This is a genomic window from Alphaproteobacteria bacterium (assembly GCA_035625915.1).
In the GTDB taxonomy this organism is placed as follows: domain Bacteria; phylum Pseudomonadota; class Alphaproteobacteria; order JACZXZ01; family JACZXZ01; genus DATDHA01.
In genome coordinates, this window is sequence record DASPOR010000198.1 from 1 (window position 1) to 15966 (window position 15966).

A 15966-nucleotide genomic window follows, 5' to 3' on the forward strand; every position below is an offset into this window, starting at 1 on the left:
GCGGTGGATTGCCTCGCGGCGTGTGGACAAAATTCTCAGTGAACAGAGCGCCGGCGTCCATCTCAGCGCCGAGTCGCGGAAAACGAACGAAACATAAACCGCAGATCCGCGTTACATGACTTTGTGGCGCAAATATATAACGCCCACGAGATACTGTGTTCACAGTCGTTAACGACACTTGTATCGTTGCGCCGGCGCAGTTACACTCGTTTCTGTTTTGTACTGAAGCGGGTTGGCTTGGCCTTCACTGTGGGGAGCTGAGTTGATGGCGCGTGCCGCCGCACAACGTTCGGGGCGAATGACCGCTCTTCTTCCGCCGGAGGCCTTGGCCTTCCTTCGGCGACGCATTGCGGAGTTGGCGGGTGCTGGCCTCGTCGCGTTCGGCTTCGCACTCCTCCTCGCCTTGGCGAGCTACGATCCGTCGGATCCGTCGCTCAATCACATAACCCGCGGTCCCGTGCACAATATCGTCGGCCTGCCCGGCGCCTACGTGGCCGACATCCTGCTCCAGCCCTTCGGATTTGCCGCCACCCTGATCGGCGCTATTACAGCCCTCTGGGGCTGGCGTCTTGCCGCCCACAAGGGTGTTGGCCATTTCGCCCTCCGCGCCATGGCGCTCGTGCCGCTTCTCCTGGCCGCGACCGCGCCGCTCGCGGCCCTCCCCGCCCCCGCCGGCTGGCCGCTTCAAAGCGGGCTCGGCGGCTTCGTCGGGCAAGTCGTCCTGCGCCAGTTATCGGCCTTCGCGCACGGCATTCATCTGGGAATTCCGGGACAACTCGTCGCCCTGGTGATGGCCATTCCGGCGGCGGGCCTCTTCGTTTACGCGATCGCCTTCAGCCTCGCCGAATGGAACACCTTCCTGAGGTCCCTCGCCTGGCTTGGCACCGACGGACTTGGCCGTGCCGCCGCCGGGCTCGCGGGCATCGTCGAGGCCGCATGGAGGGCGGTGGCGGCGATCGGTGCCGACCGTGCCGAGCGGTCGGCTCCGGGCGTTGCAGCCGAACCGTCCTTCGATCGCGGCACATTCCGGCGACGGGGCGAGCGGGCGGAGCCGAGCTTCGACGACGGCGGCGAGGATGAGGAACCGGTCGTGAGGGCCGAGCAGCGCCGGCATGCCCCGTCCATCGAGCCGCGGGCGGCCAATCCGATGCGCCGGAAGGCGAGTTCGGCCAAGCAAGCCTCCCTCGACCTCGACACCGAGGATGAGTACGAGCTTCCCCCCCTCGACATTCTGGGCCTGCCGGCGGATGCGAGCCGACACGAGGCGATCGACGAGGACGCGCTCGCCGCGAATGCGCGCCTTCTCGAATCGGTGCTCGAGGATTTCGGCGTCAAGGGCAAGATCGTGAAAGTGCGGCCCGGGCCGGTCGTCGCCCTTTACGAACTCGAGCCAGCACCCGGTACGAAATCGAGCCGGGTGATCAGCCTCGCGGACGACATCGCGCGCTCGATGAGTGCCATCTCGGTGCGCGTGGCGGTCGTGCCGGGACGGAACGCGCTCGGCATCGAGCTGCCGAACGCCCGGCGCGAGACCGTCTATCTGCGCGAGCTTCTGGCCTCGGAGGCGTACGAGCGCACCGTCTCCAAGCTCACCCTCGTGCTCGGCAAGGATATCGGCGGCGCACCGGTGGTCGTCGATCTCGCGCGCATGCCCCACCTTCTCGTCGCCGGCACCACCGGCTCGGGCAAGTCGGTCGCGATCAACACCATGATCCTCTCGCTTCTCTACCGCCTGCCGCCGAGGCAGTGCCGCTTCATCATGATCGACCCGAAAATGCTCGAACTCTCGGTCTATGACGGAATTCCGCACCTTTTGTCACCGGTCGTGACCGAGCCCAAGAAAGCGGTCGTCGCCCTCAAATGGACCGTGCGGGAGATGGAGAACCGCTACCGCGCCATGTCGACCCTCGGCGTGCGCAACATCGCGGGCTACAACCAGCGCCTCCAGGAAGCCTTCCGCAAGGGCGAGGAGCTCAAGCGCCGCGTTCAGACCGGCTTCGATCCGGAGACCGGCAAGCCCCTCTTCGAGGATCAGCCGCTCGATCTTTCCCCGCTTCCTTTCATCGTCGTGGTGGTCGACGAATTCGCCGACCTCATGCTGGTCGCGGGCAAGGACATCGAAGGGGCGATCCAGCGCCTTTCGCAAATGGCGCGCGCCGCGGGCATCCACCTCATCATGGCGACGCAGCGTCCGTCCGTGGATGTCATCACGGGCACGATCAAGGCGAATTTCCCGACGCGCGTCTCGTTCCAGGTCACCTCGCGGATCGACAGCCGCACCATCCTCGGCGAATCGGGTGCCGAGCAGCTCCTTGGCCAAGGCGACATGCTCTACATGGCGGGCGGGGGGCGCATATCGCGCGTGCATGGACCCTTCGTGCGCGACGACGAGGTCGAGAAGGTCGTCCGCTACCTCAAGGAACAGGGCGAGCCCGACTATGTCGACGGCATCACCGAGGACGACGAAGGCGGCATCATCCCGGGCTTCGACGAGAGCGACGGCGGATCGGGCGATGAGCTTTACGACCGGGCGGTCGCCCTCGTCTGCCGCGAGCGCAAGGCCTCGACCAGCTTCGTGCAGCGCCATCTGCAGATCGGCTACAACCGTGCCGCCCGCATCGTCGAGCGCATGGAGCAAGAAGGTGTGGTGAGTGCCGCCAACCACGTCGGCAAGCGCGAAGTGCTCGGCCGGAACATCGAGGACCCGGACGACTGAGCCGTCTTGCGCCGTATCCGCCCAATCCCCAATTAGGAACCGCCGGGGCACGCATCGGCCGGACCGGCGCCGGCCCTTGGAGCCCGGCTTGGAGCGAGGCGATGACGTTTTTCAAGACGGCCTTTTGTGCGGTTTGCCTCTGCCTCGCGGCGGCGACGGCCGAGGGTGCGACCCCGCCGGCACCGTTGAGCGTTGCCGACCGGGCGGATGTCGCTCGGGTCGAGGACTATCTCAATTCGATCCACACGGTTGCCGCCCGATTCCTCCAGACCACCTCCGACGGAAACGTGGCCCAGGGCAGCTTTTACCTGGAGCGTCCCGGCAAGATGCGCGTGCAATACGACCCGCCCGACCCGCTTTTCATGGTGGCGAGCGGCCTTTATCTCTCGGTCTACGACCCCCAGCTCAAGCAGACGAGCAACCTGCCGATCGAATCGACACCGGCCTACTTCCTGCTCAAAGACAAGATAGCACTCGACAAAGACGTTACCGTTTCCAAGGTCGAGCGCGGCGGCGACACGCTGCGCCTGAGCGTGCACGAGACCGGCCACCCCGACGAGGGGCGCCTCATCCTCGTCTTCAGCGACAAGCCTCTTCAGCTCAGGAAATGGACGGTCTTCGACCGCGACGGCAAGCAAATCGAAGTCTCGCTAATCGATGCCCAATTCGACGGCAAGCTCGATCCCAATCTCTTCAAGTTCGTCGATCCAACTCCGACCAAGCAATAGGCCGCCCTTCGCTCAGCGCCTCGCCCTGAACGGCTGAAGGAGGAGGCCCCCGAAATCGAGCTCATCCTCGCGCTCGACGCCGATCTCCATATCCGGCGTGCGCGCGGTCCGCCGGTTGCGCGAGCGGAAGAGCGGATCCCAAATACTGAGGATCGTTCCGTAATTCGAATCCGTGTCGAGCTGACGCGCGTGGTGATGCACCCAGTGGATCGAAGGCGTGATCACGATGCGCGCGAGTGCCCGCTCGAGGGGGCTCGGGATCTTGAGGTTCGAATGGTGGAACAGGGCTGCCAGCAACACCAATGTTTCGAATGCCAGGACCGATGCGAACGGGATCGAGAGGGCGACGATCGCGAGCGCGCGGGCGGCGGCTGAAAGCAGCACCTCGCCAAAATGAAAGCGCACGGCCGAGGTCGTGTCGAGAAAACGGTCCCGATGGTGGACCTCGTGAAAGCGCCAAAGGAACGGCACGCGATGGTTGGCGCGGTGCCACCAATAGATCAGGAAATCGAGCAGGATAAGATCGAGTGCGAGGCCGGCGGCACCCTGCCACCAGCTCGGACGCCAATCGAGGCTCCGCACTTCAGCCCATGCCGTGAGCGGAAGCACGATGAGCACCGATGCCGCGACGTTGATGAGCCAGAGTCCGCCGTTGCGCGAAAGCCGGCCCCAGTCCCAACGCCAGCCGCCGTGCGGGCGTGCGGCGGATGCAAGACGCTCGGCCGCGAAGAAGATCGCGAACCACGCAAGCACCGCATAGCTCTTGTAGGCGAGCAGAAGGCGAACGCCGTCTTCCATGGCCACGCTTATATCCGCCGGCCCAGACGGAAGCCAATGAGAGTCGAAGCCGAGATCGCCGCAAGGTTTGCATTTTGGGTGGGGCCGCATTTCGGGCGGCGCAGATCAGCATTGATTCTAAACGGCTTGAAAACATGGTTTCCCAGTGATCATCTTGTCCCCATCCGCTTAACCTATTTCGAGCAGTCCTCATGGCCGCCAAATCGACCGAACCCCTCTCGCTTCGACCGCTCGTTGGCCTCCCCGCCTGCATCAAGGAGGTAAACGGCTGGCCTTTTCACGCTTGCGGCGAAAAATATCTGCGCGCCGTGGTTCTTGGCGCTGACGCCATGCCGATCGTGATTCCCGCCATTGGGGACAGCCACGACATTCCGGGCCTGGTGGCCCGCCTCGACGGCCTGTTGCTGACCGGAAGCCCGTCGAACGTCGAGCCCCACCATTATGAGGGCGAAGCGAGCGTGCCGGGCACCGCCCACGATCCCCAGCGGGACGCCACGACGCTGCCCCTGATCCGGGAGGCGCTGCGCGCCGGTTTGCCGCTCCTCGCGATTTGCCGCGGCCTCCAGGAACTCAACGTCGCCCTCGGCGGGACGCTCCATCAACGCGTCCAGGAGTTGCCGGGCAAGATCGACCATCGGATGCCACGCGGGGAGAACGTCAGCCGCGACGATCAATACGCGGCGCGGCACGCCCTCAAACTCACGCCCGGCGGCTACTTCGCCAAGCTCCTCGGCGCCGAGGAGATCATGGTCAACTCCCTCCACGCGCAAGCGATCGACCGGCCGGCCGACCGGATTTCGATCGAAGCGGCTTCGCCCGACGGCATTATCGAGGCGGTGACCGTCAGGGACGCCCCCGCCTTCGCGGTCGGCGTGCAGTGGCACCCGGAATATAAGCTCCTCGAGAACCCGGTTTCGCGGCGACTGTTCTCGGCCTTCGGCGATGCGGTCCGGGCGCGGGCGGGCTTGCGCGCCGTCAAGGGAATTGCCGGCCTTGCGGCCTGAGCGGCAAACACGCCTTGCGGCCTGAGCGGCAAACACGCCTCGCGGCCTGAGCGGCAAACACGCCTCGCGACTCGATCCCGCGCGCGCAGCGACCCATCCGGACGGCATCGCTTGAAAAATCGCGCCCCTGCGAATAGCTTCGCGCCGGCTTGCGCGGTCGAGCCGGTTGCTGGAGCGTGGTTGGAAGAGGCTTATGGCGTTCACCGTCAATATCCGCGGCCATGACCGGCCCATCGCCGTCGAGGAGGGTCAGACCGTTCTCGAAGCGGCGTTGAGCCAGGGCGTTCCCTATCCCCATGGCTGCCAATCCGGCAACTGCGGGGCGTGCAAATCGCGCCTCTACGACGGTGAAATCGAGCTTTCGCCCTATTCCGAATATGCCCTTACGGCGGAAGAGAAATCGCAAGGACTGATCCTGGCGTGCCGGGCGGTGCCTTGGTCCGATGCGGAGGTCGGCTGGCTCGCGGCGGACGAGATCGTCGCCCATCCCCTGCGCCTCCTCGAGTGCCGGGTCGTCGAGGTCGAAAGCGTCACCCACGACGTGAAGTGTGTGCGCTTCGAAATCCTGGCCGGCGGGCCGTTCGTCTTTTCTGCCGGACAATATGCGCGAGTCGTTTTCGAAGGTCAGCCCGCGCGGGACTACTCGATGGCGAACCGGCTGGATCAGTCGGCGCTCGAGTTTCACATCCGCCATGTCGAGGGCGGTGCTTCGTCAAGTTATGTCGCCACCCATCTCAAGGTCGGGGAGCGGGTTCGCGTGGAGGGGCCTTACGGGACGGCCCACTTCCGCGAGAGCCACAGCGGTCCGATTCTCGCCATTGCCGGCGGCTCCGGCCTGGCGCCGATAAAATCGATCGTCGAGACAGCACTCCAACGCAGTGCCGCACCGCCGATCCACCTTTATTTCGGGGTGCGCGATGTGCGCGATCTTTATCTCGAAGCGCACTTCCGCACCCTCGAGGCTCGCCACGCGAATTTCCGCTTCACGCCGGTCCTCAGCCAGCCGAGTGGCCCAACGGCACGGCGCACGGGCTTCGTCCACGAAGCGGTGGGGGTCGATTTTCCCGAATTCGACGGCTTCAAGGCCTATATCGCGGGGCCGCCGGTCATGGTGGAGGCTGCCTCGGCGTTGTTGAGTGCCCGCGGCATGAGGCGCGAAGACATTCACGCGGACGCATTCTATACTGAAGCCGAGAAAGCCATGCTGCAGGTGCCCGTCTGAGGCGACGAGCCGGGACCCGCCGCGGCGAGGAGAGGGTATGACGGCGCGGCATATTGAAATCCATACGGCGCGTGAGCTGAACGACCAACCGGACGAGTATCGCGCGGCGGTCCGCAAGATCGTGATTAGTCATGCCGTCAACGAGCTTCATGGCGCACAGGTCTTCGACGAGCCGGCGATTGCATTGGCGCCGACCCCATACGCCAAATGGCTGACCTGCCGGGTCGCGATGGAGGAATACGGCCACCATGTGCGCTTTCGCGAGCTTGGCGAGGAGATCGGCGTACCGGCGGAGAAGCTAATGCCCGGTGGGGAGAAGCAGCATCTTTCGATCTTCGATTTTCCCCTCCGGACGTGGGAGGAATTCTGCGTCATCAAGTTGCTCGCGGACCTCGCCGAGGTCCTTCAAGTCGAGGACCTGCTTCATTGCAGCTTTCATCCGCTCCGCAATCTCGCGCGCATGACAATGCCGGAAGAGCGTTTTCATGCCCAGTTCGGCAAGGATTTCACCGTCGAGCTGATCGCGACGCCAGAAGGCAAGCGCAAGGTGCAGGACGCGATCGATCGCTATTTTCCGATGCTACCCGCCTTCTTCGGAAGTGCCGGCTCCAAGAACAACGCGATCTTCCGCAAATGGGGCATCAAACAGCGCACCAACGAAGAGATGCTCGAGGACTATATCCGGCGCGCCTCGGCCCTCGTGGCCGAACTCGGTCTTCGCCTGCCGCAACTCAAGGCCGCTTCGCCACACTAGCCGCCAAATTCCGGGGTCTGGCCCGCATCGATGGATCGGCAATGGGGCAAGCACCTCGTTTTCTCAAATTCCTTCTACCCAAATACCCTTCGATGGACCCCATCTCAGCTGTCATTCAGGAGTGCCGAATATGAACTACGCAATTCCGCTCTGGGAGCAACCGTCGCTTCCCATCGCGGGACGCACCGAGCGCTTTCCGGTGCGCCGTATTTACTGCGTCGGGCGCAACTACGCCGAACACGCGCGCGAGATGGGTCACGATCCGGATCGGGAGCTGCCGTTCTTTTTCATGAAGCCCGCCGATGCGATCGTGCAGAACGACGCCGCGATTCCCTATCCGGTCCGCACCAAGGACGTGCACCACGAGATCGAGCTTGTCGTCGCCCTTAAGTCCGGCGGAGCCGATATCGCCCTCGAAAAAGCGCTCGATCACGTCTTCGGCTATGCGGTCGGGATCGATCTCACGCGCCGCGATCTCCAGGGCGAGGCGAAAAAGGCGGGTCGACCTTGGGACATGGGAAAAGGTTTCGACAATTCCGCACCCTGCTCGGCGATCGTGCCCGCGAGCAAGATCGGCCATCCGTCGAAAGGGGCCATATGGCTCAAGGTAAATGGTGCGATCCGCCAAAGCGCCGATCTCTCGGCGCTGATTTGGAGCGTGCCTGAAATGATCTCATACCTCTCGGGGCTCGTGGCCCTCAAGGGCGGCGACCTGCTCTATTCCGGGACACCGGCCGGGGTCGGTCCGACCGTCAAGGGCGATACGCTCGAAGGCCACGTCGACAGCGTGGGCGAGCTCACCATCAGGATCGTTTGAGCATTCACGCCATGACCCTGCGAATCGTAACCTGGAACATCAATTCGGTGCGCCTGCGTATAGCGCTTGTGGAACGCCTCGTGACGGAGGTGCGTCCGGACGTGCTGTGCCTCCAAGAGACCAAGGTCCAGGACGGGGATTTCCCGCGCGAGACATTCGAGGCGTGGGGCTATAAGCACCAACTGATCCACGGGATGAAATCCTATAACGGCGTCGCCATCCTCTCACGCGCGCCGCTCAAGGAAACGGGCGCCCGTGCCTGGTGCGCCAAGGAGGACTGCCGCCATGGTTTCGCGATGCTGCCGGGCGGAATAGAGCTTCACAATTTCTACATCCCCGCGGGCGGCGATGTCCCCGATCCGAAGGCCAATCCCAAGTTCGCCCACAAGCTCCAATTTCTCGAAGAGACGACGGCTTGGTGGCGCGAGCGCCGCGATCCCGCGCGCAAGGCGATCCTGGTCGGGGACCTCAACATTGCACCCCTCGAAACCGACGTATGGTCCCATAAGCAACTGCTCGACGTCGTGAGCCATACGCCGATCGAGGTCGATTGGCTTAAGCGACTGCAAGGCTCGCACGATTTCATCGATGCCGTCCGCCACTTCGTCCCGCCCGCGGAAAAGCTCTATAGCTGGTGGAGTTATCGCGCGCGGGATTGGGCGGCCGCGGATCGCGGACGCCGGCTCGACCACGTCTGGGTGACCCCGACGCTTGGCCGGAAGCTCGAGGGTGCCGCGATCCTCAAGGATGCGCGCGGCTGGGACGTGCCGTCGGACCACGCGCCGGTTATCGTCGATCTTCGGTGAGGAACTGTTCCGCTCCGACAAATTCGAAGTTCGCCCTACCTCGGAACGGAATGCATGTTCCGCTGCAACGTGGCGGCGCGACCCAACTCTATTCCCCAACCTTGATCAGCGCCTCGCGTAATTGAACGGTCGTGCGCTCGAGCCGGTTTGCGAGCACGCGCATGATCTCGATCCCGATTTGGGGAAATTCCATGACCAGCCGGAAGAACAAGTCCTTCGAGACGCGCAATGTCACGACTTCCGTCTCGGCTTTGACGGTCGCCGTGCGCGGCACGTCGCAGAGAATCGCGATTTCGCCCACGACGGCATTGCGCCCGAGCTTCGCGACCGAGAGCGGTCCATTTGGCGTCGCGACGACGACATCGGCCTCGCCCGACAGGATGATATAGGCCGCATCGCCCGGCTCGCCCTGACGGAAAAGGATCTGTCCGGCGTGATAAGTAAGCCGCTCCGACGTGAAGGCGAGGAGTTTGAGCTTCGACGCCTCGAGGTTCGCGAAGAGCGGGATATTTCGCAGGATCTCGACTTCTTCCTTGAGACTCATTTGTTCCTCCCGCCGTCTCGACGCCGTCGCTGCGTCATTCGGCCTTCACGAGCTCGTGAAGCTGTGTTCCGTCCCGGTTGAGCTCGGCGAAGGCGCCATGCTCCGCCATGCGGCCGTTGCTCATCACGAGCGTGACGTCGAACGTGCGTGCGAGCATTGCGCGATTTGTCGTGCAGATGAATCCGCGCCCCTTGAATTCCTGGTGCAGGTTCTCGATGACCTGGGTTTGCGCAGCACTGTCGAGGGCCGCGAGCGCTTCGTTCATCACCAGAAGGTCGGGACGCTTGAGAACCGCACGCGCAACCGCAAGCTTTTGGCGCTGCGTGCTGGAAAGCCTCGCGCCCGCACTACCCGTATTGTATTCGAGGCCGACCGCCATCACCGTATCGCGAAGGCTGAGCGAGGCGAGCACTTCCTGTATCAGCGCGTTCACCCGCGCCGCACCCTGGGCTTGGCCGTAGGCGACCTTCCCGAAAAGGATGTTCTCCTGGAGCGATGCCGTCGCGTTGTACCGCTCGATGTCGAAGAACTCGATCGAGCCGTGGAGGGCGTCCGGCAAATTCTCCGCAAACGCCTTCCGTGCGACGAGGACCCGCTCCTTGAACGGCTCATCGACGAGATCGAGCCGGTGTCTCGCCTCGACGAGCTTGAACGGCAGGTTGAGAAGCCGGCCGCGATCCTCGGGACGAATTTGATCGACGGGAACCTTGCCGACGCGGGTGAGAAGGGCCTGAAACTCCGGCAAGTCGTCGGCGCTGATAAAGGAATACTGTTCGAAAAGGTCGCTTCCAGGCGGCAAATCGGCGAACAGCTCGATCATCGTCGCCGCCGCCTCGCGACCCATGGACAACATTTCGTCATTCAACCCTTGCTGCTCCAAGAGTGCCAGGACGTAGGGATTTTCCCCAAGCCGCTCCATGTCGAACACATGCCCCACGGGCGTTCCGAACAGAAGATTTTCGCCGACACTCGCATTTGTGTTGTATCGCTCGCGGTCGAAGACCTCGACGAGCTTGGCGAAGGTCGGCTCGGCGAGCCGTCCGCGCAAGGCCGTGCGCGCCTCGAGCACGCGCGCCGCAAGGTCCGACCGCGTCACCGGATCGATCACGCCCCGAAGGCCGAATTGATAGACATCGTCCTCCATTTCGGCGATCCGAAGCGCTTCCAGACCACGTGCCTTCAGCTCTTCGGGCGTTTCGGCACCCGCCCCCTCGTAGTCGATCCAATCGCCGTGAACATCGAGATCGAGATTTCCAACGCGCGCCGACTCGACCAGCTCCGCCTGGCGCTCGGCCGAGGGTTTGGCCTCGTTCCCCGGCTTGTGCTTCAAGGTATAGAAAAGATTGTCCCCGACCGTGCCGGAGAACATGTAGGCGTTCTGGCCGACATAGCCGATGCGCCGGCCGACGATCGCCTCGGGCAAATCCGCGAGGACTTTCTCGCCGATCGCGATCCGCCCTGCATTCGGGAGGATGAGCCGGGCGAGAACGAGCGCCAGCTCTTCCTTCCCCGATGCCCCCGTCCCGACCACGGCCGCGTGGGTCTCGAGCGGGAAGCGGAACGAGACGTTGTCGATGATCTTGTGCCGGGCGTCCTCGAAGAGGTTGAGGCCCGTCACGACCAGCTCGCCCGCGAAGGGCTCGACGCGTTCCGGCTCAATGAACTGCGAGGCTTCGTCGAGGATTTCCGGCGGTTGGAACTGCTCGACGACCTGCTCGTATTTGATCCGCGAATCTTCCTTGGCCTGGTAATAATCGAGAAGCTCGCGCCACGGTGCGGCAAGGTCCTTTTGCGCGTTGATTACGGCGACGAGTGCGCCGAGATCGATCTGGCCCTTGAGTGCCAGATAGCCGCCCGCAGAGAAGAAAAAGAACGGCGTCAGCTTGTCGAACGTGTTGTTGATGTATTTCGCGAGAAACTTCAGCACATAGATTTGGAAGCGGATGACGTAGATCACGCCGAGGCGGTCGGAAAAGTCCGCGCGCTCGAAGCGCGACGTGTCGTTGGCGCGGATCTCGAGGGAGCCATTCACGGTCTCGCCGATACGGTCGGAGAGTTTCCTGAGCGTGCGGATGCGTTCCTTGCCAAGCTCATTGACGCGGCGCTGGATCTTTGGAATGAGGTACCCCTGCACCGGATAAAGTGCTACGGCCGCGATACCGAGCCACAGGTCCTGGATCAGGATGAAGACAAGCGGGACGAGAAGGAGGCCGCCCTGGAATACCGGCGTTACGAAGGCATCGCCAATGAAACCTCCGAGCGGTTCGACTTCGGCCGTGATCATGGGGATCAGCTCCCCGGCCGAAACTTTTTTGAAGTGAGGAAGGGGAAAGCAGATGATCTTGCTGTAAAGCGTATAGCGCAAACGGCGTAGCATCCGTTCGCCGAGCCGGCCCTTGAACACGTTGATGAAATACTTGAAAGCGCCGTTGATTACCGTCAGGCAAAGGAACACGAACGACAACATCATGAGCCAGCCGATCGCGCCGAACCCGAAACCGAACATTATGTGCGGCGGCACGCTCTCGAGCCCGCCCTTGTGGGCGGCGGCATCCTTGATGTGATTGATGATCAGCTTCGGCAAATCGTAGGAATAATAGAGAAATGGAAACGAAACGGCCGTCGCAATCAAAAGAATAATTTGATCTTTCAGGCTATATTTTAATATAAATCGGTAAATATCTTTTTCCACAGAAGCTTACCTCAGGCAATTATTCTCCCTAATGTGGTGGATTTGAGATTCCCGTGATTTCGGCGACGGCCATAACCTGAGAACTCAAATCCGAATACCACACTCGGTTCGACATATTACCAGCGTGGCCTTGAATCCGAAATTCGCTCACGGTTCCGACCCTGGATTGGGCGGATATCGGATTGGCCACACGAGCGTGATGGATTTGAAGTTCCCGACATCCTGGTGGCGTCCGCGTTTAGGAACTTCAAATCCGGATACCGCACTCGGCGCGACATAATACTAACGTGGCTTTGAATCCGAAATTCGCTCACGGTTCCACCCCCAAGTTACGGCGGATTTCGGATTCGCTACACGAGCGCGGTCGCTTTGGAGTTCCTGACATCTTGGTCGCGCCCGCGTTTAGGAACTTCAAATCCGAATACCACACTCGATTCAACATAATGCTGGCGTGGATCAACTCAAACCGGTCGCGCATTTGGTCGCCGCGGAACCATGTTGGTGAAGGACTGCTTTAAGGGCAACGATTTTCCGTCCTGCGCCATGAAGTCCGCCATTGGCGACCGCAGGGCCTTGACCCGCGACCGTCACAAGACTCATTTTGACGGAACTGGGCGCAATAAGGTATTGGACTCGGACGAAAGCTGGAGGGGGGCGGGCGCCATGACTGGCCGTAAAGGCTTTCGCGTGCTGATTTACAGCCACGATACGTTCGGCCTTGGGCACCTCAGACGCTGTCGTGAGATCGCTCACTCCATGGTCGAGCACCACAAGGAAATGTCGGTGCTCATCCTTTCGGGCTCGCCGATCATCGGAAGCTTCGACTTTCGCGCGCGTGTCGATTTTGTCCGCGTACCGGGCGTCATCAAGCTGCACAATGGCGAGTACACGCCCCTCAACCTCCACATCGACATCGGCGAAACGCTTGCCATGCGTTCGTCGATCATTCGCCACACCGCTGACAGTTTCGATCCCGACCTTTTTCTCGTCGACAAGGAACCGCTCGGCCTACGCGGGGAAGTTGCCGACACGCTTCACATGCTGAAGGCGCGCGGCGCGCCCATCGTACTTGGCTTGCGCGACGTCATGGACGAGCCGGGCCTTTTGGGTCCGGAGTGGGAACGCAAAAACGCCGTTCCGGCGCTGGTCGATCTTTACGACGAAATCTGGGTTTACGGACTTCCGCAAATCTGCGATCCCCTCGCCGGAATCGAATTGCCCGACGTCGTGCGCCGCAAGATGGTTTATACCGGCTATCTCGAACGCAGGGTTCCCAGCCATCCCTCGCACATGCCGAGCCGGCCGCGACTGCCGGACCCTTATCTGCTGGTAACGCCCGGCGGGGGTGGGGATGGCGAAGGCCTGATCGATTGGGTGCTTCGTGCCTACGAACGTGACCGCGAAATGCCTTATCCGGCACTCGTCGTTCTCGGCCCATTCATGCAGCAGGAGCGGCAAAGCGAGTTCATGGCGCGCGCAGCGAGGCTGGGCGACGTCGAGATGATCACCTTCGATGCCCACATGGAATCGCTGTTCGAAGGGGCGATCGGGGTCGTCGCGATGGGGGGATACAACACCTTCTGCGAGATTCTGTCGTTCGACAAGCCGTCCATCATCGTGCCGCGTACCGCACCTCGACTCGAGCAGTTCATCCGCGCCTCGCGCGCCCAGGACCTCGGCCTCGTCAGGGCCCTTGTCGACGACAGCGCGCGCGATCCGAATGTGATGGCCGACGCCATTCGCCTGCTGCCGCGCCAGAAACGGCCAAGAGAAGTTTTCCTTCCGGGTCTTCTCGACGGTCTACGCAACGTCAATCGCCTCGTCGAACGGCATATGTGGCCACGCTATATGCCCCAGATGGCGCTCGCCACGCGCCAGGCATAGGATTTTCCCGTGAGCCGCACGATCGCGGTCATCGTCAAGGGCTACCCACGGCTTTCCGAAACATTCATCGCCGACGAGCTGCGCGGGCTCGAGCGATGCGGCTTCGACATTCGGATCGTCTCCCTTCGCCGACCGACGGATTCCACGATCCACCCGGTCCATCGGGAAATCGCGGCGCCGGTGCTCTACCTGCCGGAATATCTTCACGATGCGCCGGCGCGCGTGTTTCGCGCCTGGCGCGTGATTAAATCGTTGCCAGGCTATGGAGATGCGCGGGGGGCATGGCTTGCCGACCTCAAGCGCGATCCGAGCCGAAATCGGACGAGGCGCTTCGGCCAGGCCGTCGTTCTGGCGCATGAGCTTTCTCCCGATGTCGAGCATCTCCACGCGCATTTTCTCCACACGCCGGCCTCGGTTGCGCGGTACGCGAGCTTGATCCTCGGCTTGCCGTGGAGCTGTTCGGCGCACGCCAAGGACATCTGGACGTCGCCCGAATGGGAAAAACGGGACAAGCTTCGCTCCCTCGAATGGCTCGTCACCTGCACGCGCGCAGGCGCCGAGCATCTTGCCGCCCTTGCTTCCGAGGCGGACAAGGTCGAACTCGTCTATCACGGGCTCGATCTCGTGAGCTTCCCGCCGCCGTCGACGCAGAACTCGTCTCGGGACGGCCGAGATGCGGCAAATCCGGTTCGCATCCTTTCCGTAGGCCGGCTCGTCGAGAAAAAGGGTTATGCCGACCTGCTCGCCGCGTTGGCGGCATTGCCGAGCGGGCTCAACTGGCGCCTTGCACATGTCGGCGGCGGGCCGCTTCTCCGCGAATTGAAGCGTCACGCGGCGCGCGTTGGCATCGGCGAGAGGATCGAATGGCTCGGCGCGCTGCCGCGAGACGAGGTGCTCGACCAATATCGCCGGAGCGATCTCTTCGTACTTGCTTCCCGCGTTTCGAAGGACGGCGATCGCGACGGCCTGCCTAACGTCCTGGTCGAGGCCGCAAGCCAGGGCCTTGCGTGCGTTTCGACCACCGCCGGTGCGGCACGGGAGCTGATCGAACCCGGCGCCAACGGCCTCCTCGTGGCCCCTGGAAATCCGATTGAGCTTAGCAAAGCCCTCGAGCGGCTCATCCGGGAGCCGGCCCTTCGCGCACATTTCGGTGCGGCGGCGCAACGGCGCGTGCGCATCGCCTTCGACTTCGAGCCCGGACTTGAGCGGATCGCGGCCAAGCTGGGGCTGGCGCCATGCGCGTTGCATTCTACGCACCGCTGAAGCCGCCGGGGCACCCGGTTCCCTCGGGCGACCGGCGCGTAGGCCGCGCACTCATTCGCGCCCTCGCTCTTGCGGGTTATGAGACGACCGTCGCGTCGCGGCTGAGGAGCTGGGAGGGTGCCGGGAATGCAGTGCTGCAAGCGCGCATCGAACGGCTCGGTCGGGAAACCGCGCGGCGACTCATTCGACGTTATCGCATGCACCCGGAAAGCCGTCCCGACCTCTGGCTCACCTACCATCTTTACCACAAAGCGCCGGACTGGCTGGGGCCGACGGTTGCCGAGGCGCTGGCGATTCCTTATGTGGTCGCCGAGCCGTGCCATGCGCCCAAACAGGCAAGCGGCCCCTGGCAGAACGGACATGCCGCGGCCAGCACCGCGATTGCGTGCGCGGACGCCCTCATAGCACTCAACAGCGACGACCGGCAGGGGCTGCTCGCACTGACGCCCGATCCCCGGCGCATCGTTGCCCTCGCACCCTTCATCGATACGGCCCCCTACGCACTGGCGGGGTCGTGCCGCGAGAGCCTTGCAGCGCGCCACGGCGTGGCCGTGCGGCAGCCCTGGCTCTTGACGGTTGCCATGATGCGTGAAGGTGCGAAGCTTCGGTCCTACCGCGTTCTTTCGGAGGCACTCGCCCAACTCGGCGACTTGGAGTGGCAGCTTCTCATCGCCGGTGACGGACCGGCGCGAGGCGAGGTCGAACGGCTGTTCGCGCGATTCATGCCGGGGCGTGTAT

Annotated in this window: 13 protein-coding genes; 10 read left to right on the forward strand and 3 right to left on the reverse strand. The window is 62.9% G+C overall.

What is annotated here, in order from left to right; genetic code table 11:
• Positions 1 to 265: 265 nt before the first annotated feature.
• Both VEJ16_15320 and VEJ16_15325 read left to right on the forward strand, forming a co-directional pair.
• Positions 266 to 2716 (forward strand): DNA translocase FtsK 4TM domain-containing protein, encoded by a 2451-nt coding sequence (locus tag VEJ16_15320; protein ID HYB11035.1) that lies wholly within the window; start codon positions 266 to 268, stop codon positions 2714 to 2716.
• Positions 2717 to 2817: 101 nt separating this feature from the next.
• A complete protein-coding gene (locus VEJ16_15325; protein ID HYB11036.1) occupies positions 2818 to 3444 on the forward strand; it encodes an outer membrane lipoprotein carrier protein LolA in 627 nt (208 codons plus the stop codon).
• A gap of 12 nt (positions 3445 to 3456) precedes the next feature.
• Here VEJ16_15325 and VEJ16_15330 read toward each other — a convergent pair whose 3' ends face one another.
• A complete protein-coding gene (locus VEJ16_15330; GenBank protein HYB11037.1) occupies positions 3457 to 4242 on the reverse strand; it encodes a sterol desaturase family protein in 786 nt (261 codons plus the stop codon).
• Positions 4243 to 4433: 191 nt separating this feature from the next.
• Between VEJ16_15330 and VEJ16_15335 the strand changes: the two genes are divergently transcribed.
• The 5 genes from VEJ16_15335 to xth all read left to right on the forward strand — a co-directional run bounded on the left by VEJ16_15335 (position 4434) and on the right by xth (position 8845).
• Positions 4434 to 5246: a gamma-glutamyl-gamma-aminobutyrate hydrolase family protein gene (locus VEJ16_15335; GenBank protein ID HYB11038.1), complete on the forward strand. Its 813-nt coding sequence runs from the start codon at positions 4434 to 4436 to the stop codon at positions 5244 to 5246.
• Positions 5247 to 5439: 193 nt separating this feature from the next.
• Positions 5440 to 6468 (forward strand): 2Fe-2S iron-sulfur cluster-binding protein, encoded by a 1029-nt coding sequence (locus VEJ16_15340; GenBank protein HYB11039.1) that lies wholly within the window; start codon positions 5440 to 5442, stop codon positions 6466 to 6468.
• 37 nt (positions 6469 to 6505) lie between these two features.
• A complete protein-coding gene (locus tag VEJ16_15345) occupies positions 6506 to 7222 on the forward strand; it encodes a Phenylacetic acid catabolic protein (protein ID HYB11040.1) in 717 nt (238 codons plus the stop codon).
• A gap of 130 nt (positions 7223 to 7352) precedes the next feature.
• The gene (locus tag VEJ16_15350; GenBank protein ID HYB11041.1) at positions 7353 to 8039 is read left to right on the forward strand and encodes a fumarylacetoacetate hydrolase family protein; all 687 of its coding nucleotides are present in this window, start codon (positions 7353 to 7355) and stop codon (positions 8037 to 8039) included.
• Between the two features lie 17 nt (positions 8040 to 8056).
• The gene (gene xth / locus VEJ16_15355) at positions 8057 to 8845 is read left to right on the forward strand and encodes an exodeoxyribonuclease III (GenBank protein HYB11042.1); all 789 of its coding nucleotides are present in this window, start codon (positions 8057 to 8059) and stop codon (positions 8843 to 8845) included.
• Positions 8846 to 8933: 88 nt separating this feature from the next.
• Here xth and VEJ16_15360 read toward each other — a convergent pair whose 3' ends face one another.
• Together VEJ16_15360 and VEJ16_15365 are read right to left on the reverse strand one after the other, a co-directional pair.
• Positions 8934 to 9389 (reverse strand): cyclic nucleotide-binding domain-containing protein, encoded by a 456-nt coding sequence (locus VEJ16_15360; protein ID HYB11043.1) that lies wholly within the window; start codon positions 9387 to 9389, stop codon positions 8934 to 8936.
• Between the two features lie 34 nt (positions 9390 to 9423).
• Positions 9424 to 12021 carry an ABC transporter transmembrane domain-containing protein gene (locus VEJ16_15365; protein HYB11044.1) on the reverse strand — a complete coding sequence of 866 codons (2598 nt, stop codon included), beginning with the start codon at positions 12019 to 12021 and terminating at the stop codon, positions 9424 to 9426.
• A gap of 723 nt (positions 12022 to 12744) precedes the next feature.
• On the opposite strand from VEJ16_15365, the gene VEJ16_15370 reads away from it, so the two are divergent.
• The 3 genes from VEJ16_15370 to VEJ16_15380 form a co-directional block, all read left to right on the forward strand.
• Positions 12745 to 13965 carry a glycosyltransferase gene (locus VEJ16_15370; protein HYB11045.1) on the forward strand — a complete coding sequence of 407 codons (1221 nt, stop codon included), beginning with the start codon at positions 12745 to 12747 and terminating at the stop codon, positions 13963 to 13965.
• A 9-nt stretch (positions 13966 to 13974) separates the two neighbouring features.
• On the forward strand, positions 13975 to 15228 hold the full coding sequence (locus VEJ16_15375) for a glycosyltransferase family 4 protein (GenBank protein ID HYB11046.1): 1254 nt from the start codon (positions 13975 to 13977) through the stop codon (positions 15226 to 15228).
• Positions 15201 to 15966 (forward strand): glycosyltransferase family 1 protein (locus VEJ16_15380; GenBank protein HYB11047.1); only part of this gene is annotated, 766 nt, incomplete at its 3' end. The genes VEJ16_15375 and VEJ16_15380, both read left to right, overlap by 28 nt.